Source organism: Pseudomonas sp. W2Oct36, assembly GCF_041060465.1.
In the GTDB taxonomy this organism is placed as follows: domain Bacteria; phylum Pseudomonadota; class Gammaproteobacteria; order Pseudomonadales; family Pseudomonadaceae; genus Aquipseudomonas; species Aquipseudomonas graminis_B.
In genome coordinates, this window is record NZ_JAUERW010000001.1 from 53527 (window position 1) to 76831 (window position 23305).

At 60.3% G+C, this 23305-nt stretch carries 21 protein-coding genes; 16 read left to right on the top strand and 5 right to left on the bottom strand.

The window, feature by feature from the left end; translation table 11 throughout:
* The first annotated feature begins 666 nt into the window (after positions 1 to 666).
* The 11 genes from QWI18_RS00175 to QWI18_RS00225 all read left to right on the top strand — a co-directional run bounded on the left by QWI18_RS00175 (position 667) and on the right by QWI18_RS00225 (position 8310).
* Positions 667 to 1539 (top strand): DUF2235 domain-containing protein, encoded by an 873-nt coding sequence (locus tag QWI18_RS00175; RefSeq protein WP_369318157.1) that lies wholly within the window; start codon positions 667 to 669, stop codon positions 1537 to 1539.
* Positions 1536 to 2174, top strand: coding sequence for a DUF2931 family protein (locus QWI18_RS00180; protein ID WP_065986138.1), 639 nt, complete (start codon positions 1536 to 1538; stop codon positions 2172 to 2174). The genes QWI18_RS00175 and QWI18_RS00180 overlap by 4 nt, the downstream gene beginning before the upstream one ends.
* 118 nt (positions 2175 to 2292) lie before the next feature.
* Entirely contained in the window at positions 2293 to 2835 is a 543-nt protein-coding gene (locus tag QWI18_RS00185) for a hypothetical protein (RefSeq protein ID WP_369317856.1), read from the top strand.
* On the top strand, positions 2832 to 3644 hold the full coding sequence (locus QWI18_RS00190) for a DUF2931 family protein (protein WP_369317857.1): 813 nt from the start codon (positions 2832 to 2834) through the stop codon (positions 3642 to 3644). Before QWI18_RS00185 ends, QWI18_RS00190 begins: the two co-directional genes overlap by 4 nt.
* Before the next feature lie 43 nt (positions 3645 to 3687).
* Entirely contained in the window at positions 3688 to 3951 is a 264-nt protein-coding gene (locus QWI18_RS00195; RefSeq protein ID WP_369317858.1) for a PAAR domain-containing protein, read from the top strand.
* 355 nt (positions 3952 to 4306) lie between these two features.
* Positions 4307 to 5191, top strand: coding sequence for a manganese catalase family protein (locus QWI18_RS00200; protein ID WP_192131726.1), 885 nt, complete (start codon positions 4307 to 4309; stop codon positions 5189 to 5191).
* Between the two features lie 78 nt (positions 5192 to 5269).
* Positions 5270 to 5476, top strand: a complete 207-nt coding sequence (locus QWI18_RS00205) for a hypothetical protein (RefSeq protein WP_065990770.1) — start codon at positions 5270 to 5272, stop codon at positions 5474 to 5476.
* Between the two features lie 273 nt (positions 5477 to 5749).
* Complete coding sequence (locus QWI18_RS00210; RefSeq protein WP_369317859.1) at positions 5750 to 7138, top strand: RAD55 family ATPase; 1389 nt, start codon at positions 5750 to 5752, stop codon at positions 7136 to 7138.
* 92 nt (positions 7139 to 7230) lie between these two features.
* Positions 7231 to 7596 carry a response regulator transcription factor gene (locus tag QWI18_RS00215; RefSeq protein WP_065990774.1) on the top strand — a complete coding sequence of 122 codons (366 nt, stop codon included), beginning with the start codon at positions 7231 to 7233 and terminating at the stop codon, positions 7594 to 7596.
* Positions 7597 to 7695: 99 nt separating this feature from the next.
* Complete coding sequence (locus QWI18_RS00220; protein WP_369317860.1) at positions 7696 to 8025, top strand: hypothetical protein; 330 nt, start codon at positions 7696 to 7698, stop codon at positions 8023 to 8025.
* A 111-nt stretch (positions 8026 to 8136) separates the two neighbouring features.
* Entirely contained in the window at positions 8137 to 8310 is a 174-nt protein-coding gene (locus QWI18_RS00225) for a hypothetical protein (protein WP_167355811.1), read from the top strand.
* 27 nt (positions 8311 to 8337) lie between these two features.
* Here the strand turns inward: QWI18_RS00225 and QWI18_RS00230 are convergent, their stop codons facing one another.
* From QWI18_RS00230 to QWI18_RS00240, 3 genes are all read right to left on the bottom strand, one after another.
* Positions 8338 to 9228, bottom strand: coding sequence for an alpha/beta fold hydrolase (locus QWI18_RS00230; RefSeq protein WP_369317861.1), 891 nt, complete (start codon positions 9226 to 9228; stop codon positions 8338 to 8340).
* Between the two features lie 209 nt (positions 9229 to 9437).
* A complete protein-coding gene (locus tag QWI18_RS00235; protein WP_065990779.1) occupies positions 9438 to 9806 on the bottom strand; it encodes a histone-like nucleoid-structuring protein, MvaT/MvaU family in 369 nt (122 codons plus the stop codon).
* Positions 9807 to 10010: 204 nt separating this feature from the next.
* Entirely contained in the window at positions 10011 to 10976 is a 966-nt protein-coding gene (locus tag QWI18_RS00240) for a tyrosine-type recombinase/integrase (protein ID WP_369317862.1), read from the bottom strand.
* Positions 10977 to 11155: 179 nt separating this feature from the next.
* On the opposite strand from QWI18_RS00240, the gene QWI18_RS00245 reads away from it, so the two are divergent.
* The 4 genes from QWI18_RS00245 to QWI18_RS00260 all read left to right on the top strand — a co-directional run bounded on the left by QWI18_RS00245 (position 11156) and on the right by QWI18_RS00260 (position 16926).
* The gene (locus QWI18_RS00245) at positions 11156 to 12163 is read left to right on the top strand and encodes a DNA-binding protein (protein ID WP_369317863.1); all 1008 of its coding nucleotides are present in this window, start codon (positions 11156 to 11158) and stop codon (positions 12161 to 12163) included.
* A gap of 32 nt (positions 12164 to 12195) precedes the next feature.
* The gene (locus QWI18_RS00250; RefSeq protein ID WP_369317864.1) at positions 12196 to 14781 is read left to right on the top strand and encodes an EAL domain-containing protein; all 2586 of its coding nucleotides are present in this window, start codon (positions 12196 to 12198) and stop codon (positions 14779 to 14781) included.
* An 83-nt stretch (positions 14782 to 14864) separates the two neighbouring features.
* Positions 14865 to 16220, top strand: coding sequence for an MATE family efflux transporter (locus tag QWI18_RS00255; RefSeq protein ID WP_369317865.1), 1356 nt, complete (start codon positions 14865 to 14867; stop codon positions 16218 to 16220).
* Positions 16221 to 16275: 55 nt separating this feature from the next.
* Entirely contained in the window at positions 16276 to 16926 is a 651-nt protein-coding gene (locus tag QWI18_RS00260) for a TetR/AcrR family transcriptional regulator (RefSeq protein WP_369317866.1), read from the top strand.
* Positions 16927 to 16989: 63 nt separating this feature from the next.
* Here the strand turns inward: QWI18_RS00260 and QWI18_RS00265 are convergent, their stop codons facing one another.
* Both QWI18_RS00265 and QWI18_RS00270 read right to left on the bottom strand, forming a co-directional pair.
* Complete coding sequence (locus QWI18_RS00265; protein WP_369318158.1) at positions 16990 to 19683, bottom strand: glycoside hydrolase family 3 C-terminal domain-containing protein; 2694 nt, start codon at positions 19681 to 19683, stop codon at positions 16990 to 16992.
* 56 nt (positions 19684 to 19739) lie between these two features.
* Positions 19740 to 19979, bottom strand: a complete 240-nt coding sequence (locus QWI18_RS00270; protein ID WP_065990791.1) for a hypothetical protein — start codon at positions 19977 to 19979, stop codon at positions 19740 to 19742.
* Between the two features lie 787 nt (positions 19980 to 20766).
* Between QWI18_RS00270 and QWI18_RS00275 the strand changes: the two genes are divergently transcribed.
* The gene (locus QWI18_RS00275) at positions 20767 to 23136 is read left to right on the top strand and encodes a membrane-bound PQQ-dependent dehydrogenase, glucose/quinate/shikimate family (RefSeq protein ID WP_369317867.1); all 2370 of its coding nucleotides are present in this window, start codon (positions 20767 to 20769) and stop codon (positions 23134 to 23136) included.
* Positions 23137 to 23305 lie beyond the last annotated feature (169 nt).

The following is a 23305-nucleotide window of genomic DNA, read 5'->3' on the forward strand; positions in this document are numbered from 1 at the left end:
GGAAACATCGCGATCGACTTTCCTCAGCCTGAAGAATGGCTGACACCGCGTCCCACGCCTGAGCTTGAGGAGGAAGAAGAGGAAGAGGAAACCACCGAAGGCATCACCCTGCGCATCGGGCTGTTCTTTGACGGGACCGGTAATAACCAGAGCAATGCGGCGGCGACTGAACGGTGCCGACGGCAGGACTTGGACAGCTTTAGCGCTGAAGAGCTTGAGAGCATTGCAGCGACGTGCAAGCAGTATGGGTTTGGGGAGTTTGACGGGAGTGCGTTTAACAGCGCGCCGAACAACAGTTACGGGAATGCGCCGAGCAATGTGGCGTATTTGTATGACTTGTATCCGGATAACAGCACCACGCCGCTTAATAAAGACCAAAAGATCGCCTACCTATCCGTCTACATGGAAGGCATCGGCACACGTAGTGGCGGCAAAGATGACAGACTGATCGGCCAAGGACTCGGGCAGGGTGAAACTGGGGTGGTGGCGCGGGTGAGACAAGCACCCGACTCAATCAGGCAGCGCCTGCGTGCATTCATTACCAAAAATCCTAGTGTGGCGATAAGCAAAGTCGAATTTGACGTCTTTGGTTTCAGCCGTGGAGCTGCTGCTGCACGACATTGCGCAAACGAAGTCCTTAAACCCGGACGCGGGATATTCAGCGAGATGTTCGCAAGGGGGAGGGGCGGTCTGCTGAAAAGCTTTGATAACGCCGCTGATGTTTGCATCAATCTGATTGGCCTGTTCGATACGGTTGCGGCCATCTCAGACCCTCTAAATGGGGACTTCAGTCCTGGCAACGACCTGAATCAGGGCGTCAATCTCTATCTGCCACCCGACTGCGCGCGGCAGGTCATTCACCTTCAAGCGCTCGACGAGTACCGCGCCGACTTTTCTCTTAATAACGTCCACCACACGCACCTCCAAATCGGACTGCCGGGCGCGCATTCGGATGTCGGCGGGGGCTATCTCCCACGAGCACGAGAAAAGTTGTGGATGACGCAGCCCTGCAAGGCCAGCGTTCCGTCGGGTCAAAGAGTTGAGTCCCATGCCGCTTGGGCCCGTGCGGAGGCGGACGCCAAGGTATTGCGCGAATCAGGCGTGGCTCGCGATGGCTACGTTGCGGTGAAAGCCTGGCCTGCAGCAACTAACTCTCGCGGCAAAGCTGCGTCGGCCATGGAGTACTACTGGATAACCGTACTGCTCGAACGCCCTGTACATGGCGAACTGAGCTTGATTGCACTGCGTGTTATGCGTGAACTGGGGATACGTCACGGCGTTCCCTTCAAGGGTCTGGAAGCGCGGCCTGAACTCGCAGTGCCAGAGGAGCTTATGCCTATCGCTAAGCGAATCTTGCAGCAGGTAATGACGGACCGGCTCGTACGCCTGGAACCTGCGCAAGAGGCATTGCTACGATCGCGTTACATCCAGATATCAGCGCACTGGACCCCTGAAGGTCCCTTCTTACTTAGCAAACCGGCACCGCTGAATCGTAGGAACGTGCACCTCAATCGTCCGCAAGAAGGTTATCCCGAATGAGGCGCTTGGCGTATGCACTGGGATTGCTAATCAGCCTGAGTGCCTGTGCAGCGAACTCTCCACTTCCAGCGAGGCCCGAGCTGCCGTATCCGGCGTGGTACGTAGGGTTGGCAGCGCCCCAAAATATGGAGGTGTGGGTGGAGACGGTTGATGTGCTGGATCAGCGCGGCCTTGCTTTTTTTCGCGTGCACGGTGGCGTCGCCAGCTACACGGGTCAGCCGGATGGCTGGCACGAAGGAGGAGGCAAGTCCAAGCCCATCAATAACGTCGATTTACCAGATCAAATTTTTCTGCGCTGGCAATCCTTAGTTGAACCACAAACCTATAAAGTTTTGATCAAAATACCCCAATGGGTACGCGATGAAATGATCAAGCCACAGCGGGAGTTTTGTAGCTGGGATCAGGAAGTTGTCACTCTATATCGGGACACCATAAGCCTGGGCATGGCGCCCGGAGGCATCGCAAAGGTCTGGGTCGGATCGGGGTGTTTAGAGCATAAGGAGGTCGGCCGCTTTCAGGCTGAAATCGAACCGCTCGGACCCTATCGTGGGGCGAGCAAGGGCAAGTACATCCCACTCGAACCTGAAAACAAAGCCTACATCGACCAGCACGGCATTCCCTATGGCAGCTGGTAATGCTGCTGCGGCCCCGCACCCATCGCGCCACCGCACAAATGAACGTCTCAGAATCCAGTGCGGCGCTAACTCCGATGTCGGCGGGGGCTATCTCCCACGAGCACGAGAAAAGTTGTGGATGACGCAGCCCTGCAAGGCCAGCGTTCCGACCGGTCAAAAGGTTGAGTTCCACGCGGCTTGGGCCCGTGCAGAGGCGGACGCCAACGTATTGCGCGAATCAGGCGTGGCTCGCGATGGCTACGTTGCCGTGAAGGCCTGGCCTGCAGCAACTAACCCTAGCGGCAAAGCTGAGCCGGTCATGCAGGACTACTGGATAACCGTGCTGCTCGAACGCCCCGTGCATGGCGAACTGAGCCTGATTGCATTGCGTGTCATGCGTGAGCTGGGGATACGTCACGGCGTTCCATTCAAGGGTCTGGAGGAGCGGCCTGAACTCGCAATGCCGGATGAGCTCATGCCTATCGCGAATCGAATCTTGCAGCAGATAATGACGGATAGGCTCGTAAGACTTGAACCTGCGCAAGAGTCATTGCTGCGAGTTCGTTACATCCACCTGTCCGCGCACTGGACCCCTGAGGGTCCGTTTCTATTCAGCAAACCGGCGCCGCCGAATCGCAGGAACGTGCACCTCAATAGTCCGCAAGAAGGTTATCCGGAATGAGGTGCCTGGGTTTTGCAGTCGGATTCCTACTCAGCTTGAGTGCCTGTGCCACGGGTAGCTCAGTACCCCCACCTGTCAAGCTGCCATATCCGGCGTGGTATATCGGCTTCGCCGCGCCCAAACACATGGAAGTATGGGTTGAAAGCGTCGATGTGCTCGATCAGCGGGGATACGTTTTTTTTAACGTACATGCCGGAGTCGCCGGTTACACGCGAAAGCCCGAGGGCTGGCACAAGGGCACATCTGGCGGAAAACCCATCAACAACGTTGACTTACCAGACCAACTTCTTCTGCGCTGGCAGTCACTAGTGGAGCCTCAGGCTTACAAAATCAGCATCCGGATACCGCAGTGGGTACGCGATGAGATGGTGACGCCACAGCGCGTGTATTGCCGCAGTTCAAAAGAATGGATGAACGACTACCGTTTCGCGATTACGTTGGGAATGGCTCCGGGAGGTATCGTCAAAGTGTGGGTCGGTGGGCCATGCCTGAGCTTCAAAGAAGTTGGCCGCTACCAAGCCAAAGTCGAGCCGCTCGGCCCGTACCGTGGCGCAAGCAAGGGCAAGTACATCGATCTCGAACCTGAGAACAAAGCCTACGTCGACCAACACGGCATTCCGTATGGCAGTTGGCAATTTCAACTGCCAAAGTTCGATGTGCGCCGATTTCCAGTTGAGTCGTGCGGGCCGTCAAATGGCACAACAATTCTGTTGCCTGATACAGCGCGTTCGCCAGCAAACAAGCTCCTACACCCGAATGCACTTCCAAAGAGTGAGCAGTTCCCAGCCGCTTATAAGCAATCACCGTAAACAGATAGTGACTGAATTAAACTAACCGAGAGACTTCACAACTATGAAAGACATCATCCGCCTAGGCGACCTCACCACCCACGGCGGCGTCGTGCTTGAAGCCTTCCCGCAGACTAACCTCAACGGCAAGCCCATCGCCGGGGTAGGGCACAACGTCAGCTGCCCGTTATGCAAAGGTATTTTCCCCATCGCCGAAGGCAGCAGCACGTACGCCGTGGATGGAGTCCCGGTTGCGCTGGACGGCATGAAGACCGCCTGTGGTGCGGCCCTGATCGCCAGTGGACCGAGAGCCGCCGTTATCAGCTGATAATCCACCTGCGCAACCTGCGCCATGTCCCCACGAAAAATCTTCATGGTCATCGACGGTGCAATGCCGTCGATCCAACTCCTGACAACTCTCCATTCAGATCGCTTAGGGTCGCGAAATTCAATTCGTTCGGCTGTCGTTTAAATAACAGACCACCTGTCGGGACACGCCCACCGTTATTAAACTTTAAGCGCCACACCATTGGTCGGGCCTATTTTCGCTTTCCTGAATTACACCACCCCCGATCTCTCTTTATATCTGTGCGTTCTGCTTAGTTGACCGATCGCCGTACTAAAAAAGCTGAACTTGTCGTTAAACATCCTGATATCAAATAGCCTGAGAAGGGAGTAACACTATGTTCCTGCACAATAAACGTCTCCAATACACGGTTCGCGTCGCCGAGCCTAATCCGGGTCTGGCCAATCTGCTTCTGGAGCAGTTTGGTGGCGCCCAGGGCGAGCTGGCCGCGGCCACTCGTTACTTCACTCAAGCGTTGGCTGAAGAGGATCCAGGTCGCAAGGACCTGTTGCTGGACATCGCTACCGAGGAATTGAGCCACCTTGAGATCATTGGCTCGATCATCGTGATGCTCAACAAAGGCGCCAAAGGCAAACTGGCCGAGGGCGTGCAAGCCGAAGGCGAGCTGTACCGTGACATCAACGGTGCCGGCAATGATTCGCACATCACCAGCCTGCTGTACGGCGGTGGTGCTCCGCTGGTCAACTCCGCGGGCGTGCCATGGACAGCCGCCTACATCGATACCATCGGTGAACCGACGGCGGACTTCCGTTCGAACATCGCCGCCGAAGCACGTGCGAAGATCGTCTACGAACGCCTGATGAACGTGACCACCGATCCAGGCATCAAGGACGCCCTGGGCTTCCTGATGACCCGTGAAATCGCGCATCAGATTTCCTTCGAGAAAGCGTTGCATTCGATTCAGCCGAACTTCCCCCAAGGCAAGCTGCCAGGCATGCCAGAGTTCTCCCGGACTTACTTCAGCATGTCCAACGGCGAGCCGAACGTGCGTGGGCCGTGGAACAGCGACGCAGATTTCGAATACGTCGAGAATCCAAAGCCGGCAGTCGATGGAGGCGACGGTACCGCTTCTGTCACGTTGAGCGAGGACGATTCGGTGACGCTGACCATGATGAAAGAGCGGCTGAAGTCCGATCTGGAAGCCGACCCTATGACCGGTGCTGACCTCGGGTCGGGCCTGGCTCAGGGCAAAGCCGAGTAAACCGAGACGGGCTGGGCCGGTACGTAGCGGCCCCGCCCGACAGTGTCATCAATGCCAGGTACAGCATGGAGGTCTCTGATGAACAAGCCATTGGAAGATTCAACCCTCAACGAAGTCAGCGAGTTGTTCAGCGACAACGCCAAGCTCGACTTCACGTCATGTGTAACCCGTTTTGAAGCAGAAGCGGCAACGCTGGGGCGCGGGTTCAGAACGGCGTTGTTTGTTCAGCAATTCAAGGCGGGACTGCTGCCCAAATCCGTCAAAGGGGTTGAGAGACTCCATTAACGCTCGGGGTTTCTGTGGGTGGTTTCGCAGAACCATCCGCTGGCTGGACGGTTCCATCTCGCTATAACTGCATCGATTTTGCCCGCGAAGGCGGGCTTTTTTTGGTCGCTGCCGAGGGGACCGAATGAGATACCTGCTCAGCCACTGCACGCCGCGCAATCCGCAACGTTGCGACGGGCTGGACTGATCCGCGATTACCCGCCACTGTATTGGCCTTCGCGCGTGAGCAATGCGTATTTTCAGGCCTGATGCACATCAGGAGAGGGAGCAGATTTGAATCAGCTAAAACGCCTTGAAAGCGGGATCAAGGGCTTCGACGCAGTGCTCAAAGGAGGCCTTGTTGCGGGCGCGTCATACATCATTCAAGGACGGCCGGGGTCGGGCAAGACGATTCTCGCCAACCAGGTGGGGTTCAACCACGTCCGCCAAGACGGCCGCGTGCTGTTCGCAACATTGCTCGCCGAACCCCACGACCGGCTGTTTCATTTCCTCTCGACCCTGAGCTTCTTTGATCGCGGCGCGGTAGGCCAGAGTATCCAGTTCGTCAGCGCGTTCGACACCCTCGAGAACGACGGGCTGCACGAAGTGGTCAAGTTGCTGCGCCGCGAGATCAGCCGCCAGCATTCCAGCCTACTGATACTGGACGGGCTGCTCAACGCGCGCTCCAGGGCAGAAACGCCGCTGGACACCAAGCAGTTCATCTCCGAGCTGCAGGGGCATGCCGCATTCGCCGGTTGCACGGTGCTGTTCCTCACTAGTTCGCAACTCGACGATGGCAGTCCCGAGCACACCATGGTCGACGGCGTGATCGAGATGGGCGAAGACATGGTCGGCTCGCGCACGGTGCGGCGGATCAAGATGCGCAAAACCCGGGGCAGTGGCGCGATCCCTGGCGCCCATGAATTCGAGATCAACGAGCAGGGCATTTCCATTTACCCGCGCCTGGAATGCATGCTCACCCGCACCGGCGCCATGCCCGAACATCCCCATTCCCTACTGAGCAGCGGCATCGACGGGCTGGACGCCCACATCGGAGGCGGTCTGGTCCGCTCTTCGGTGACCCTGATCATGGGCCCTTCTGGCGCGGGAAAGACGTCCCTGGGCATTCAGTTTCTGGGCGGCTGCTCGGCACAGGAGCCCGGGCTGTACTTCGGCTTTCACGAGTCGCCGCAGCGGGCCATGAGCAAAGCGCGTTCTCTCGGAAAGGACTTCGCCGCGCTGGAAGCGTCGGGGGCGCTGCACATCGTCTGGACGCCGGCCTCGGCGGGTCTGATTGATCGGGTCTGTTACGACTTGCTCGACCGGGTAGAGCGGCTGCAGATCAAGCGTGTGTTCATCGACAGCCTGAATGCCCTGAGCCGCACGGCCGCCGATCAGAGTCGGGTGCTGGATGTCCTGGACACCTTGCTCAGCGAACTTCGCGGCCGGGGCGTTACGGTGATGGCGGCATGGGAAGCCCATCGGTTGTTCGACGAGCGTGCAAACCTCCCGACACCGGATGTCTCCGGCGTGGTGGATAACCTGCTGCTCGTCCAATTCGTGCAGCATCGGACTGAACTTCAGCGGCAGGTTTCTATTCTGAAGATCAGAGACAATGCCTACGATCCCTCGCCACTTGAAGTCGTGATGAGCAACGCTGGAATCACCATGAAGAAGGTCTGAGATATGCGATTCGCAACGTGGGGGTGGCCAGAGCCATTGAGTTGCCTGACCAGGCGCCAGACCCTCGCGACGTCGTGGGAAGTGACCCTCTGATGCCGACCATTCTGATCATCGACGACGAATACCTGATTGCCGACATCCTTAGCTTTGCGCTGGAGGACGAAGGCTTTCATACGGTCGTCGCCGGCAGCGGAAGCAAAGCGCTGGCCATTCTTGACCGCGAGCGCCCCGACCTGATCATCACCGATTTCATGATGCCGGGCATGACCGGTCTGGAACTTGCCCAGACAATCAAGTCCCGTCAGGTGCACATGGCGACGCCGATCATGCTCATGAGTGGCGCGCAGGCCTATATGGGGACCGAGCGGCCGGATTTGTTTGATGAGGTGATTGAAAAGCCGTTCGACATCGATCAGGTCATCGGCAAGATCCACGCTCTGTTTCAAGCCCGCCTGTAAGCCCGTTCATAAGTTGGCCTCCCTCGATCGTTATTACCGTTGAACGAATCGGATCAGGGCAGGGTCGATACTGATAACGCTTACAAGATGGGCAGTGCAATGAATACCTGGTACAGCAAATCGTTGGGTGAAGGCACCGTTGTCTACCGCCGCCTGCGCGTGTTAAACGAACTTCGCCATCAGATTTGTCCCGATGCGTCGTGCCCTTATTCGCTTTACATGGACGCCGTGACCGCGGAAACCATCGTTTTGTTTGAGCACGACCAGATGGTGCTGGCCACTGCCTTTGGTGCACTTCCTTGTGGGCAGCCTCACATCAACGGGGTCCGCCTGATCAACCTTGAATACAGCCCGCTGCCTGTCACGCTGCAAAGTGCACAAATCTTCAGCACCCCACGTACCCACACACAACACTCGGTTCTACGCTGATTATCGTGCGTAATGACCATGCCTTTGAATGTTCAAACTGATCATCAATGTGAGCAGGTTCCAGTGTGAACAGCTCGGTTGATTGTCGGTGTTGCCCGCAGGAGAATCATAATGGCCGTGGCCGTCGTCAGACTGGAAGGTGAAGACATCCCACTTGAACACCGGCAGTCCGGTGCAACTGCGGTCTTCCGCGTCAAGGATGAGGAGGGCGCCGAACTGTACTTTGAAGATGAAGTTGAAGCGGCCAAGTCGGCCGTCGAGCTAAGCAATGCCGAGCAGTCCTGAGTCGTTAGAGGCTCGGGTTATATGCACTCAATGATCGTCCAGCAGGCTCAGTATTGCATCGGTAAACTCTGCCGGTGCTTCTTGCGGCACATTGTGGCCCACGCCCTCTATCACCTGCCGCCGCACTTGCCCTGCAAATCCCCGCACCGCCGCAACGCCCTCACGTTTTGAAGACACGCCATCGTCTGCCCCAGTCAGGATCACCGCCGGAACGCTGATCGGTGGCGTTTGCGCGAGCTTCTCCTGAATAAAGGCATAGGCGGGATTGCCCGGAACCAATCCGTAACGATGACGGTAGGAATGCGCCACGACCTCGACAAAGTCCGGGTTTTCAAACGACTGAGCGGTGTCAGTGAACGTGGATTCGGAGAATCCCCATGTCGGTGACCAGAGCGTCCACAGCAAACGGCAGAACTCCGTTCGATTGGCCGCAAGGCCTGCCCGTCCGCGCTCGCCGTGAAGGTAATACTGGTACCACAGGCGCCGTTCCGTTTCGGGGGAGGCGGGTGTGTTTGCAGCAGCGATGTCCTGAATGTTGTAGCCGGGGTCGCAACTGACCAGTCCCGTTACCCGTTCCGGCCACAGCGCAGCGACCACACATGCGGCGCGTCCGCCCCAGTCGTAACCGGCGAGAATGGCGTCAGGAATGTTCAGCGCGTCCATAAGTGCGAGGAGGTCGGCGCCCAGTGCCGCCTGCTCGCCCGAGCGGGGTGTGGCGGCATCGACAAATCGGGTGGGACCGTATCCCCTCAGATAAGGCACGATGCAGCGGCAGCCAGCCTGAACCAGTCGCGCCGACACCTCGTCATAGGCGTGGATGTCATAGGGAAATCCGTGGAGCGCTATGACAACAGGGCCGTCGCTGGGTCCCACGTCGCGGTATGAAACATTCAGCACGCCGGCAACGATATTCTTCACGGGATGGCTCCGACAGAAAGGTAGTAGCGAAGCCCTGAGGACATGCCGGGCTGAAATAAGGGGGGATCTAGCTGATGAGCGTGTGCGACGGCGAAGCGCAAATCAATACGGGAGCAGCGTTTGAATCACCGATGCAGCGCCGTGGGCGCATGCATCGGGAGATCGGCAATGGGGCAGTGGTCAGTGAGCCAGCTCCCTAGACAGGCCGATCAGGAAACCCAGGATTCGACCGTGTCGGAACCGTGTTCGGCTTTCCATTCTTTCAAGGTTTTGTGGTTGCCACCTTTGGTTTCAACGACTTCACCGGTGTGCGGGTTTTTATACACTTTAACGGCGCGGGCTTTGCGAGTGGTTTTCTCGGGGGCGCTGGCGTTCTTGCCCTGTTTGGATCCGGTCGGGTGATCCAGAATCGAAATAATATCTTTAAGGCTCTTATTGTATTCGCCGAGCAGCGTACGCAATTTGCCTTCGAATTCGATTTCCTGTTCCAGGCCTTTATCGCCTTTCATGGCCTCGAGGGCAGCGAGCTGATCGGCAAGGTGACGTTCGAGTTGGCGGTATTCAGCAAGTTTAGACATTGGAACTCCATGTTTCGGTTTGTTGATACTGACGTGCGGCGTTAGCACTGGCGAACATTGGAGCGCACGGTGATTACTGGTGTAACCGTGGACACTGTAGTGCGAGTGGGTGCATGGATGCCAGTACTAACAGCAAACTTTTCTGCCTTGACTGCAAGGTTGCCAGTTCACGCGCTGTGGTGAGGTTTAAAACATGCACGCCTGTCAGCTGTTGTCGAGCGCTGCAGGTTGCAACGCTGTGTTCAAAGCGGGTTTCAATGCCAGGCCGCCAAACGAGGTGGTCGGGTCTACATAACGCAGCGCTGATTTAATGTCCTTCCAGCCGACGTAATTCATCAGGCTTTTAATATCCCAGCCGTTGCCTGACGCCCACGTTGCAAATCCTCGGCGCATCGAGTGACTGCTGTAGAGGTCGTCGGGCAGCCCGGCGTCTTTAAAGATGCGCCGCAACATCGGCACCAGGCTGTGGGCGTTGATGGCGTCCATGGACAGGTTGCCCCAGCGGTCGATCCGGCGGAACACCGGCCCCTGGGTCAGCCCGGCCACGGTGATCCAGTTGATGTACGCATTGACCGGGCAGAGGGTCTTCAGCGCCGGGGTGCGAAAGGTGGTGCCCTCATGCTGGCGGTCGCCTTTGGTGTACGGCAGATAAAAGCTGATGCCTTCGCCGGCCTGGGCCTGGGTGTTGCCGATGTCCAGCCGGGCCAGTTCGTCGCCGCGAAACCCTCGCCAGAAGCCGATCAGCACCAGCGCGATGGAGCGACGATGACGCATCAGTGTCTTGTGGTCGCCCCGTGCCCAGGCGGCGTTCGCCTCATTCTCCAGCCATGCCACCGCTTGCTCGAGGTGACGCAACAGCAACGGCGCCGCCTGTTTGGCCTGCGCCGGGTGGACGACGCGAATGCCCTTGAGCAGTTGCCGCACGGTGGGTGTTTTGGTCGGGTCCGGAAACCCCTGGGTGACGTGCCACTGGGCCAGCGCCGCCAGCCGCTGCTTCAGCGTACTGATGGCGTGCTTGTCAGCGTACTCGGCGAGGTAGCGGACGATGCCGTCGCCTGTGGTGGGCAAGTAACCGCCCCAGACCACTTCGAAATGCTCGATCGCGGCGCGATAGCTCCGCCGCGTATTGGCGCGGGTGCCTGCTGACAGGTATCGATCTGCCTTTTCCATACGTCCCTCGGCGGCGTGACACGGGCGCTTTGCTGGCTGGGATCGCCTTTCACCCGTCTGAAAAGCGATAAAGCACTATTATCGGCTGCTGGCAGAAACATTTCCACACAAGGTTTTAGCTGCTAATGTAGCCTGTAATAACGTGTTACGTAACACGGTACGAAATAGTAGGAGCGGACATGGCACGCGGAGGCATTAACAAGGCGGTGGTAGAGCGCGCACGACAGGCGTTGCTGAGCAAGGGCGCCTACCCCAGCATCGACGCGGTACGGGTGGAACTGGGTAACACCGGGTCGAAAACCACGATTGCGCGGTACTTAAAGGAACTGGACGCCCAGGCGCCGGCCGAGGTGTCGTCGCGGGAGCGTATGAGTGAGGAGCTGAAGGCGCTGGTTGAAAGCCTGCTTGATCGGCTGACGGAGGAGGGTGCGCAGGTCGTTGCCCAGGCGCAGGCGGCGTTCGATCAACAACGATCAGCATGGGAAACCCGGCTGGAAGCCCTTGAGCTGGAGCTGAAGTCAGCCCGGCACCAGTGCGAATCGCAACACGCCGCGCTGACCGAACAGGGCGCCCAGTTGCACACCACCCACTCCTCCTGGCAGTCGGAACTGACGCGCAACGCCGGTCTGAGCCAGCAGTGCCAAGACCTTGAAAGGCGCGTGCAGGACAAGGACGTGCAAATTCAGTCCCTCGAAGAAAAGCATGTGCACGCCCGCGCCGCGCTGGAGCATTACCGCGAGGCCATCAAGGAGCAGCGCGAGCAGGATCAGCGTCGCCACGAAGCGCAGCTTCAGCAGATCCAGCTGGAGCAGCGAAAGCTTCAGGAGACGCTGGTGGTCAAGCAGGATGAATCCACGCGCCTGAATCGCGACAACGAGCGTTTGCTCGGGGAGATGCGTCAACAGGCCCGGGCGTTGTCCGATCAGCAAGACCAGGCGCAGCGCCTCGCCACAGAACTTCGCAGCGCGCAGATGGCCACCGCCAAAGCCGACGGCGCCCGTGAGCAGCTTCAAGAGCAACTGGTGGCTATAAAAGCGGACAGTAAATCCCTGGCGAAAGCGGTGTCACAGGCCAACGAGCAACTGGCGCAGGCCAATCAGCGTGTGGCCGTGTTGAGCGAAGACAACGACAGCCTGCGCGCTGAGGTCCAGCTCATTATTGCCACGGCGCCGCCGATACAGACCTAAGCGACCCACCGGTCTTCAGCTTGCGGAAAGCCATGTCAAACCAGCCCATCCCCAATGTCATCAAACCCGCCAGCCCCTCGACCGTCGCCCTGGCGCGGGGTTCGTTGTTCAAGTTCGTGTTCCTGCTGGCAGGCGTCTTTCTGCTGGCCGCCTATCTGCTGGCCTTCCTCGCCCATGACCTCGATCACAACGAGGAGATCGAAAGCGCGTTCTACACCGAGAAGGCAATGCGCTCTCTTCAAAAATCGCTGTCCGTCACGGTCAGGGACTACGCCTACTGGGGCGATGCCTACCGCTACCTGCATTTGCAGGTGGACACGGAGTGGGCGTTCGTCCGCCAGAACATCGGACCTACGCTGTACAGCGATTTCGGGTTTAAGGGTTTGTTCGTCATCAATGACGCCGGTCGTACGGTGTATGCGGTGATCGCAGGACAGCTGCAAAAGGTCGATGCCGATCCGTGGCTGGGACAGGCCAAGGACCGGCTGCTGGCCAAGGCCAGGGAAGGGGCCGAGACAGGCACGCCGGTCACCGCCTTCGTCGACCTGAACGGCACACCCGCGCTGGTTGCCGCAGCCGCTATCACCCCTGGCACCGACCCGGGTGTGACCGCCGATGGCCGGGCGCCTTCGGTGCTGATCTTCGTCGACGTGCTGGACGACGCCAAGCTGGCCGTTCTGGGCAAGGAATACGGCGTAGACGGCCTGCACATTGCAACGCCCGACGAGCTCAACCAAGTCTCGATCTTTCCACTGGGCGAAGGCGGTACTGCCGGCGCCCTGCACTGGACGCCCCCCAAGCCAGGCCTGCGCCTGCTGACCCTCGGCCTGCCGCTGATCGGTCTGGCCGCCGCGCTGGTGTGCCTGATGACCTGGGCTATCCTGCGTCGCGCGACCGCCGCCGCGCGCTCCCTGGATGACAGCTACGCGTCCCTGCAAAAAAGTGAAAGCGCATTGGCCACCAGTGAAGCGCGCTTTCGCGATGTGGTGGAAGCCAGCTCGGACTGGGTCTGGGAAATCGACAGCGCAGGGCGGTTCACTTACCTTTCGGACCGCTTTGAAATCGTGACCGGACTGAACCGCGCCCAGTGGGTCGGCGCCTCGATGGACGATCTGCTGCAAACCGAGCTCGGCCAGGTGTCGCAGTGGCTGGCGATCCCCAACCGTCGCCCCGACATCACCATTCAGTGCCGCTACCTGGAGACCTGCGGGCGCGAGCGCATCAGTCGCCTGTCAGCGCGGTCGATGGCGGTCGGTGGATTCCGCGGTACGGCCACCGATGTCACCGAAGAAGTGGAAGCCCGTCGGCGCATTGAGTTTCTCTCCCAGCATGACGCCCTGACCGGGCTGCCCAATCGGGTCCGCTTGCAGGAGTTTCTGGACGGCAAGCTGAAAGCGTTGCCGACCCTCGATCAGCCACTGGTGATGCTGAGCATTGACCTGGACCGCTTCAAACCGGTCAATGACCTGCTCGGCCACGCCGCCGGCGACCGCGTGCTCAACGACGTGTCCAGTCGGCTGTCCGATTGCGTGCGCCACGGCGATCTGGTCGCGCGGGTGGGCGGCGACGAATTCGTGCTGATCCTGAGCGACCCCCAGACCCAGGACGAAGTCGAGGCGTTGTGCCGACGGCTGATCGAGTCGATCGAACGCCCGGTGGAGATCGACGACCAGGAAATATTCGTCAGCGCCAGCATCGGCGTCGCCATGGCGCCCACCGATGCGCGCGAGGCCGCCGAGCTGCTGCGGTACGCCGACATCGCACTGTACGAGGCCAAGGCCAGCGGTCGAGGCACCTGGCGGTTTTACGCAGGCGACATGAACGCGAAGATCATCGAGCGCCGTCGGCTGGAGAGTGACCTGCGCTATGCCATCAAACACGATGAACTGCGCCTGCATTTCCAGCCGCGTTTCCGTATTTCCGACGGCGAAATGGTCGGCGCCGAAGCGCTGGTGCGTTGGCAGCATCCCCAGCGCGGCCTGATTCCCCCGGACACCTTCATCCCCATCGCCGAGGAAAGCGGGCTGATCATCCCCCTCGGCGACTGGGTCATGGCCCAGGCCTGCAGTGAAGCCGCGGGCTGGCCGAAGCACCTGTTCATTTCCATCAACCTGTCGCCGGCCGAATTCAAGCGCGGCAACCTGCCGGCGCGTATTCAGGCCGCCCTCACGGCCACCGGGATCGAGCCGTCGCGGGTCGAACTGGAGATCACCGAAGGGGTGATGATCGATGACGCCGTCGGGGCGCTCGATGTCATGCAGACGCTCAAGCAGCTGGGGGTGCGCATCGCCATGGACGACTTCGGCACCGGGTATTCGTCGTTGAGTTACTTGCGCACCTTCCCCTTCGACGGGCTGAAGATCGACCGCAGCTTCCTGACCCGCCTCAGCGAAAGCGAGGGCGATCGCTCCATCGTGCAGGCCATCGTCGGGCTGGGCCGGGCGCTGTCACTCACGGTTACGGCCGAGGGCATCGAAACCGCCGAGGATCTGCAATTGCTCAAGTCAGTGCAGTGCGAGGAGGGGCAGGGCTATTTCCTCAGCCTCCCGCTGACCACCTCGGACTTTCACGCGCTGCTGGAGTCGAGAAATACGGCGGCGCTGGGCACAAACGTATAAAGTGCGCGCGCTGTCCCGGCAGCGCCGCTTCCATCCATCACATCCGCTGCCGCATCTGGCCACTGTTTAGTTCTGGAGTGTTCATGACTCACCCGCGCGCTGTTTTCACCGAAGGCTCGGTGGCCCGGCACGTGTTGGTGATGTCGAGCACCAGCGCCTTGAGCCTGCTCGCGGCGTTCCTGGTGGACATCTTCACGCTGCTCTACGTCTCGATGCTTCACGACCCGTTGCTGCTCGCCGCGACGGGGGTGGCGAAGGTGTTGATCTTCCTCAACAGTGCAGTGTCCAGCGGGCTGATCATTGCCGCCGCAACGGTGCTGTCGGAGCGGATCGGCCATCGTGCCGCGAAGGCGTCATCGCGTCTGGTCACCCACTTGATGGTGATGGTGGTGATCGCGTCGGGCGCAGCGGCGGCGTTGCAACTGGCGCTGCTGGTTCCGCTGACCCGTTGGCTCGGCGTGGACGCCAGCACCTACGACGCCGCGCGGGTCTTCATCTGGCTGACCCTGCCGTTCAGCGTGTTGCAGTCGGCCATGCAGATGTCGGCGCAAATCCTGCGAACCGCCGGCGACAGCCGCCGCGCCCTGTGGGTCGTACTGTCAGGTGCGGCGACCCTGGCGCTGGCCGACCCCTTGTTCATTTTCGGCTTTGGCCTCGGGCTCGAAGGCGCGGGGATTTCCTATGCGCTGTCGGCGCTGGTGTCCCTGGGCCTGGGCATTTACTGGCTGCGGGCGCGGCTGGGGATGCCGTTTACCCTCCGCTGGCGCCTGCTGCGCCTGCACACGCGCAAGGTCATGCAGGTCGGCTTGCCCGCCATGGTCGGCAACCTGGCGACGCCCGTGGGCCTCACCTATCTGGTCTCGTCGATCGGCGCCTATGGCACCTCGGCGCTGGCGGCCATGGCGGTGATGGACCGCGTGATGCAGTTTGCCTACTGCGTGTTCTTCTCCCTGCCCAGCGCGCTGGCGCCGGTGCTGGGGCAGAACATCGGCGCCCATCGCGATGCTCGCGTCGCCTCAGCCATCGTGTTCAGCCGCAGGCTGGTGATCGTCTATGGCCTGCTGGTCTGGGCCGTGCTGCTGCTGGTGGCCACTCCGCTGGCTGACACCTACGAACTGGAAGGCGCCGGGCGGGCGATCTTTTTAGCGTTCTGCCACATCGGCGGCGGGCTGTGGGCGCTGATCGGGCTGGATTTCGTCGCCATCGCGATGTTTGTGACCCTGGGCCGGCCGTGGCTGGTGGCGCTGTTCGCCTGGCTGCGGGCAACGCTGGGGACCGTGCCGTTCGTGCTGGGCGGGATTCACCTGTTCGGTGCGGCCGGTGCGTTCCCGGCCATGCTCACCGGTAACGCATTGATTGCCGTGACTTCGATTACAATCGCGTCCCTGACGGCCAGGCGGTTTTTTCAGCGCCGGGGCGCCGCGCAGGCCGTGGCGTGAGCAGGCAGTTGCCGTGCTCGGTCGGGCTTTATTTGAATCTGCGAGACAAGGGCTTATGACAGACGACGAATCAGGGAATGACTCGCCCGAGATGGCCTCGCCGAAGCGGCGGCGTGCACCCAAGGGTGAAATGCGTCGTGCCGCCTTGCTCGACGCGGCGACGCTGATCTTCGCCCGCAATGGTTATTCCAGTGCGTCGATGAAAGATGTCGCGCAGCTCGCCGGCATCACCACCGTCGGCCTGCTGCATCATTTTCCGAACAAGGAGGCGCTGCTCAATGCGCTGCTGGAGCGGCGAGATCAGCGAGTGGTGTCGCGGTTCAGTGAACTGACCATGGAGATGACGCTGGAGGGGTTCATCAAATTCGTGCGGATGAGCATGAGTTTCAGCGTCCAGGACGCTGCCGAGTGTCAGGCGGCGATGGTGCTCAATACGGAAAGCCTGTCAGAGGCGCATCCGGCCTTCGACTGGTACAAGACGCGCTTTCACATCACCCACGAGCATGCGCGCGGGCATCTACAGGCGTTGATCGAGGCGGGGGAGGTGCGGCCGGACATCGACGTGAAGGCACTCGCTCAGGAGATCTTCTCGGTCATGGACGGTGTGCAGATCCAGTGGCTCAGGGCCCCGGAAGATGTCGACGTGATGGCGGTGTTCGAGGGCTACCTGCGCCGTTTGAAAGCCGACCTTCGAGCTCGTCCCTGAGCTTGAAGTGGCCGTTTTAGCCAAGATTTAAGACGCGATCAGAAATCCGACCGGCTTACCCACTTAGTAGGTTTGCGAAGCGCTGACCTGCACTGCCTTGCGCAGCGGCAGCGGCAGCGGGTTGCTGTCGCGGGTGGTCAGGTGTTCCGGGAACAGCGTGATCAAGGTGCGATCCAGCGGCAGGTCTTCGGAATCAGGCCCTACGAGGATCTTGAACTTGCCGGCGTCCACATCCCAGCTGTCGGTCTTCTCGACGTAGTACGCCAGGGAGCGCGAATCGATCGGGATGCTCACGGTCTTGCTTTCACCCGGTTGCAGGTAAACCTTGGTGAAGCCCTTCAGCTCTTTCTCGGGACGGTCGACCGCCGGGTTGTTCGGGTGAACGTACAACTGCGCCACTTCGAAGCCCGCTTTGTCACCGGTGTTGGTCACTTTGAAGGTGACATCGACCGTGCTGCCCGGCGCCATGACGTTGGTCGACAGCTTCAGGTCGCTGTAACCAAACGTGGTGTAGGACAGGCCGTAACCGAACGGATACAGCGGCTTGGCGTGCTTCTTGTCATAACCGCGATAACCCATGTACAGGCCTTCGCTGTAGGTCATTTCGGTCAGCGCGTTGTCGCCACGGTAGGCAGCCGGATCCGGGTACGACGCGTAGCTCGGGTTGTCCTCGATCTTCTTGTCGATGGTGATCGGCAGCTTGCCCGACGGGTTGACCTTGCCGAACAGAATCTCGGCCAGGGCCTGGCCGCCTTGCTGACCCGGGAACCAGGCTTGCAGCGATGCGCCGACCTTGCTCGCCCACGGCTGCATGTCCGCCGAACCGCCGCCGTGCATGACCACGATGGTGTTGGGGTTGGCCTTGGTGACGAAGCTGATCAACTCTGCTTGCTGATCAGGCAGTTCGAAACCGTGGTCGGAGCCTTCGCCTTCGTGCTCGTAGTTGGAGCCTGTCGCGATTACGACCGCGTCGTACTTGGACAGGTCCTTCGGCGGACGCAGCGCGGCCCAGCTCATCTGCACGCCGGTCACGCCACCCAGCGCAGGGATGAAGTTGCCCTGAATGCGTTGGTACTCAAGCCTCACCGAGTACGACTTGCCGGCCACCAGCGCGGCGGTTTTGCCTGACGTTGTCAGCGCGTTGACCACGTCGCCGGAGTACGGCGCGCCGTCGCTCTGCAGCACCAGCTCGTCGTTGACCCACAATTTGTACGGGCCGTCCGCACGCACCTTGAACACCTGGGCGCCGGAAACGCTCGGCTTGATGGTGGCGGTGTAGCGTGCCGAGAATGCGCCTGGGGTCGGGCTGAAACCGGACACCGCGGTGGTGCCGGCGTTGGTTTCGTTGGTGCCGGTGGTCCAGTTGAGGTTCACGCCAGGTTCGACGCGGGTCACGGCCGGGCTGCCGGAGAAGCTGGTGTTGGCGAAGTATTCCGCCTTTACGCCGGCATTGTTGACGTTATTACTGCCCACCGCGGGCTGAAACCAGGCCGAGGCTTTGGGGTTCAGGCTCAGCTCGGGCAGGTAGGTGACGTTGGCGCTGCTGGATGCCAATTGCTGCAGGCCGCTCAGCTCGGTGACGTAGCTGTTGGGCGGCGAGTTCGCGGTGCCAAACGGCGAGGCCGGCGCCTGATAGGCCCAGTCACCGATGACCGCGATCTTCGCGTCTCGGGCCAGCGGCAGCAGCGGTTTGCCCGCTGCGGTGTTCTCGTTGCGCAGGAGCACGATCGACTCACGCGCCGTGTTCAGCGAAGCGCGCTGGCCGTACTCGGGGTGGTCCAGGGTCTTGGCGGTGTTGAGGTTTTCCTGGAAGTCATAGCTGACAATGGCGCGCAGGTTGCGTTTGACCTTGTCGTCGATGACGTTCTGGCTCAGCTGGCCGCTCCAGACATAGGGCATCAGGTTGGCTTCAGTGAATTGCAGGCCCGACGGCATGTCGATGTCGGTGCCGGCCCACGCGCCTTTGAACGCGTCATGGATCGCGTTGAAGTCGCTGATCACGGTGCCCTGATAGCCCCATTCACCCTTGAGCACTTCAGTAATCAGGTGATGGTTTTCGCAGGCGTAATCGCCATTGATCTTGTTGAAACCGCACATGATCGAGGCGACGTTGGCGTTCTTCACCATCGACTCAAAGCCCGGCAGATACAGCTCACGCAGGGTGCGCTCGTCCACCACGACATTCAGCGCCTGACGGTTGGCTTCCTGTTCGTTGGCCAGGTAGTGCTTGCCGCTCGCCTGAATGCCCTGTGCCTGAATGCCGTTGACCACGGCCGGCGCCAGTACGGCGCCGATGAACGGGTCTTCGCCGCTGGCGTATTCCGCCGAGCGCCCGTTGTACGGCGTGCGGTACAGGTTAACGCCCGGGGAGAGCATTTGCTGACCACCGGAGATCCGCGTCTCGTAGGCGATTGCCAGGCCGAATTCCTTGGCGCGGTTGATGCTCCAGGTCGCCGCGAGAGCGGACTGTGACGGGTACTGCGCGCCGAATGTGGCGTTGTTGACGTGCACGCCCATGGAGGAGTCGTAGGCCACGGTGCCCTTGATGCCCCATTTGAGCAAAGACGGGATCATGTGGCCGTCGTTGACGCGGGTGAAGTTGATCTTCTCGGACTGGCTCATGTTGTCGAGGATCGAACTGACTCGGGCTTCGACGGCGTTGCCGGTGGCCGGCGTGACCTCCGCCAGGGCCAGGTTGGCTTGCAGCACGCCAAGGGACAACAGGCTCAAGGCCAGGGTGTGTTTTAAAGCTGACATCGGGAATGCGCTCACGGGTTGCTGACGGTGGCCGGACGGCGGGGTGCGTGGTTCGGTCATGGCTTTTGCACCAGTACCGGCGCGTCACCGGTGTCGACCGGCGCATCGAGCACGGCGGACGAAGTCTGGGTAGCTGGCACGGCGACCTTGTCAACGCCGGAAAGCTGGTCGCGCTGTTTCTCAACTTGGGCGCGAATTGTTTCTGCAGAAGTTGCGTTTTGAGTGGACGTGGAGTCCGCCGCAACAGCAGCAAAACTGCAGGCGCCGAAAAGCACGACGCTGCACACAGACAGCATGGTTCTATTCATCGATTGTTTCTCGATTGATGGGGTGTGGAAATTAAATGAACGCGCAAACCCGCCCTGTGAGAACAGGGCGAACGTTAAGTCTGCGGAATCTACTGATTAGTTCAGCGTTTGCAAGATTAATTTTTAATTAGACGAGCGGTGATCGAAAAGGCTGGTTCAGGAAGGTTTCCGAAGAGGGTGCAGTGCTGAGCTGAAGACCAAAAATCTTGATTTACAGCAATAAATCACCCTATAGACGAATTAACGAGATGATTATTGCCAATTAACTAGGCAATCCATAGCTTTAATTGCCCTATCGAAAACCTAATTGCTATTAGGTTTAGGTTGCTGGTAAGCTCTCTCCGCGCTGAGGAATCCTCGACCATTCAGACGACTGCATAGCCGCCTTAGTTGCGGATACATATCCGTCATCTTTGGCGGTTAATAGCACTTCTGTGTCGCTCATTATGTGAGTGACTGCGCCCAAAGTTTAATGTGAACTGATCAGGAGTCTCTGGAGAAATACTGGCGACCGCTGAACCGTGGGCGCTGTAAAAGTGCGCCTCTCTCATGAGTTAATAAGCACGCCAGCGCCGTCATCCCTTAACACCCACAACCACCCCTAACGCTAAAAGCCCTGCGTCAGACATTCGGAAAGGGGGCACAAAGGTTTTTGTGGCGCAGGGTGTGGGCGCTAGTATGGTCGGGAACGCTTGCGAACGGGCGGCTCGGACCTCCCGCTTTCGCCCACTTCCCACTCGGGAGCCATCACCGGCCCCAACACGGAAAACCAACAATGATCTTGAGAGTGACTGGGGCGGTGATGGCGATTTTCGCCATTGCCCTGCTGTACATGGGTGCGCAACTGGTGGCCGCCGGCGGCTCGGCGGCGTACTCGATGATCGCCCTCGCGGTATTGGCCTCGGCGGTGCTGCTGATCCTGAAAAAGCAGTCGGCGCTGACGGTGTATGCGCTGCTGATGTGGGCGATTCTGATCTGGATCGTCTACGAGGTCGGCTTCGACAAATGGCAGTGGATTCCGCGCGGCGACCTGTTCGCGCTGCTGGGTCTGTGGCTGGCGCTGCCGTGGGTGGTGCGCCCGCTGTACAAGGCGCAGAACCCGGGCGATACCCGCCGCTTCCATCCGTTTCTGGGCGGCACCGTCGGCGTGATGATGCTGATCGTGCTGGCGGTGATGTTCTACGACCCTTACCCGGTGGCCGGCAAGATCGACACCCCGCTGGCGACCCGCAGCACGGGTGAAGCCGGTAATGACTGGGTGGCCTATGGCGGCACCAACAGCGGTCAGCGTTTCTCCAGCCTTGACCAGATCAATGTCGGCAACGTGAAGAAGCTGACCGTGGCGTGGGAATACCACACCGGCGATCTGCGCGATGCCGCCAAAGACGCCGGCGAGTACACCTTCGAAGCCACGCCGTTGAAGGTCAACAACCGGGTGTACGTCTGCACGGCGCACAACGAAGTGCACGCGCTGAACCCCGAAACCGGCAAGCCGGGCTGGAAGTGGGCGCCGGAGAAAAACCGTTCGTACCTGCAGCAGCACCAGACCTGCCGTGGCGTCAGCTACTACGCGCCGGCGGCAACCGCTGCAGCCACCCCATCGAGCCAGTGCGCCAAGCGCATCATCACGGCCACCGCGGACGCAAAACTGGTGGCGCTGGACGCTGACACCGGCACGCTGTGCAGCGATTTCGGCGACAACGGGGTGATCGATCTCAGCACCAACATGGGCGAGATCCGTCCCCATGCGCTGATGCAGACCGCTGCGCCGCTGATCGCCGGTGATCTGATCATCGTCGGTGGTTCGGTGATGGACAACGGCTACAACGATGGCAACCCGTCGGGTGTGATCCGCGCCTACAACGCTGTGACCGGCACGCTGGTGTGGAACTTCGACCCGGCCAACCCGGACTTGACCCAGCCCATTGCCGCCGAACAGACCTACCCGCAGGACACACCCGTGGCGTGGGGCACGTTGAGCGCCGACATGAAAAACGGCTTGGTGTTCGTGCCGTTCGGCAATGCCTCGCCAGACGAGCTGGGCATTAACCGCGACCCGAACAGCAACACGGAAAAATTCCGAGACACGCTGGTGGCGCTGGACCTGAACACCGGTGCGTTCAAGTGGAAATTCCAGTCCTCGAACAACGACCTGTGGGACCGCGATAACCCGTCGCAGCCGACCCTGATGGACGTGGGCAAAGAGGGCAGCCAGCAACCGGCGCTGCTGTTGCCAACCAAAGTGGGCAATATTTTCGTGCTCAACCGCCTGACCGGGGAACCGATTGTCCCGGTCGATCAGGTCAATGTGTCGACCCAGGGCGGCGTGCCAGGCGAGCATTTCGCGCCGACCCAGCCGGTGTCGAAGATCAACTTCATCCCGGAACCCCTGAGCGAGAAATCGATGTGGGGCCTGACGCCCTTCGATCAGATGGCCTGCCGCACGACCTACAACACGCTGCGCTACGACGGCAACCCGTGGACGCCGAGCACCGAGCAGGGTTCGTTGATCTTCCCCGGCAACATCGGGGCGTTCAACTGGGGCTCGGTGGCGGTGGATCCGGATCGCCAGATTCTGATCGCCGCACCAGTACGCCTGGCCTACACCTATCACCTGATCAAGCGCACCCCGGAAACCGCCGAGAAGCGGCTGTTCACCCAGGACGGTACGCCGTACTGGAACGAGAACTTCAACGGCGACTACGCGATTCGGATCAAGCAGTTCGCTTCGGCGCTGGGCGTGCCGTGCATTGCGCCGCCGTGGGGCCGCATGGTCGGGGTGGACCTGACCACCGGCAAAACCGCGTGGATGCGCCGCACCGGCACCACCCAGAACCTCAAAACCAGCTTCCTGCCGGGCCGCTTCCCGATCGGTCTCCCGATGGGCATGGTCGCCCACGGCGGTCCGCTGGTGACGGCGGGGGGCGTGGTGTTCCATGGCGCCACGGCGGACAACTTCATCCGCGCGTACGACATCAACACCGGTGACGTGCTCTGGGAGAAGGAGCTGCCGGCGGGCGGTCAGGCGACGCCTTCGACCTACATGGGCAGCGACGGCAAGCAGTACGTCGTCATCTCCGCCGGCGGGCACGGCTCGCTCGGCACCACGTTGGGCGACAGCGTGATCGCGTTCCGTCTGGATTGATTGATTGACGTGTGGAAAAGGCCGTGACGCCGTTGTGCGTCACGGCCTTTTTTGTGATGGCATCCCGCACATTCGAGGGTGCTCACACCGGCGTCTTCCCGGCTGAAGCCGGTCCCACTATCGGTATGCGGTCACCCTGTAGGACTGGCTTTAGCCGGGAAGGCGGCGG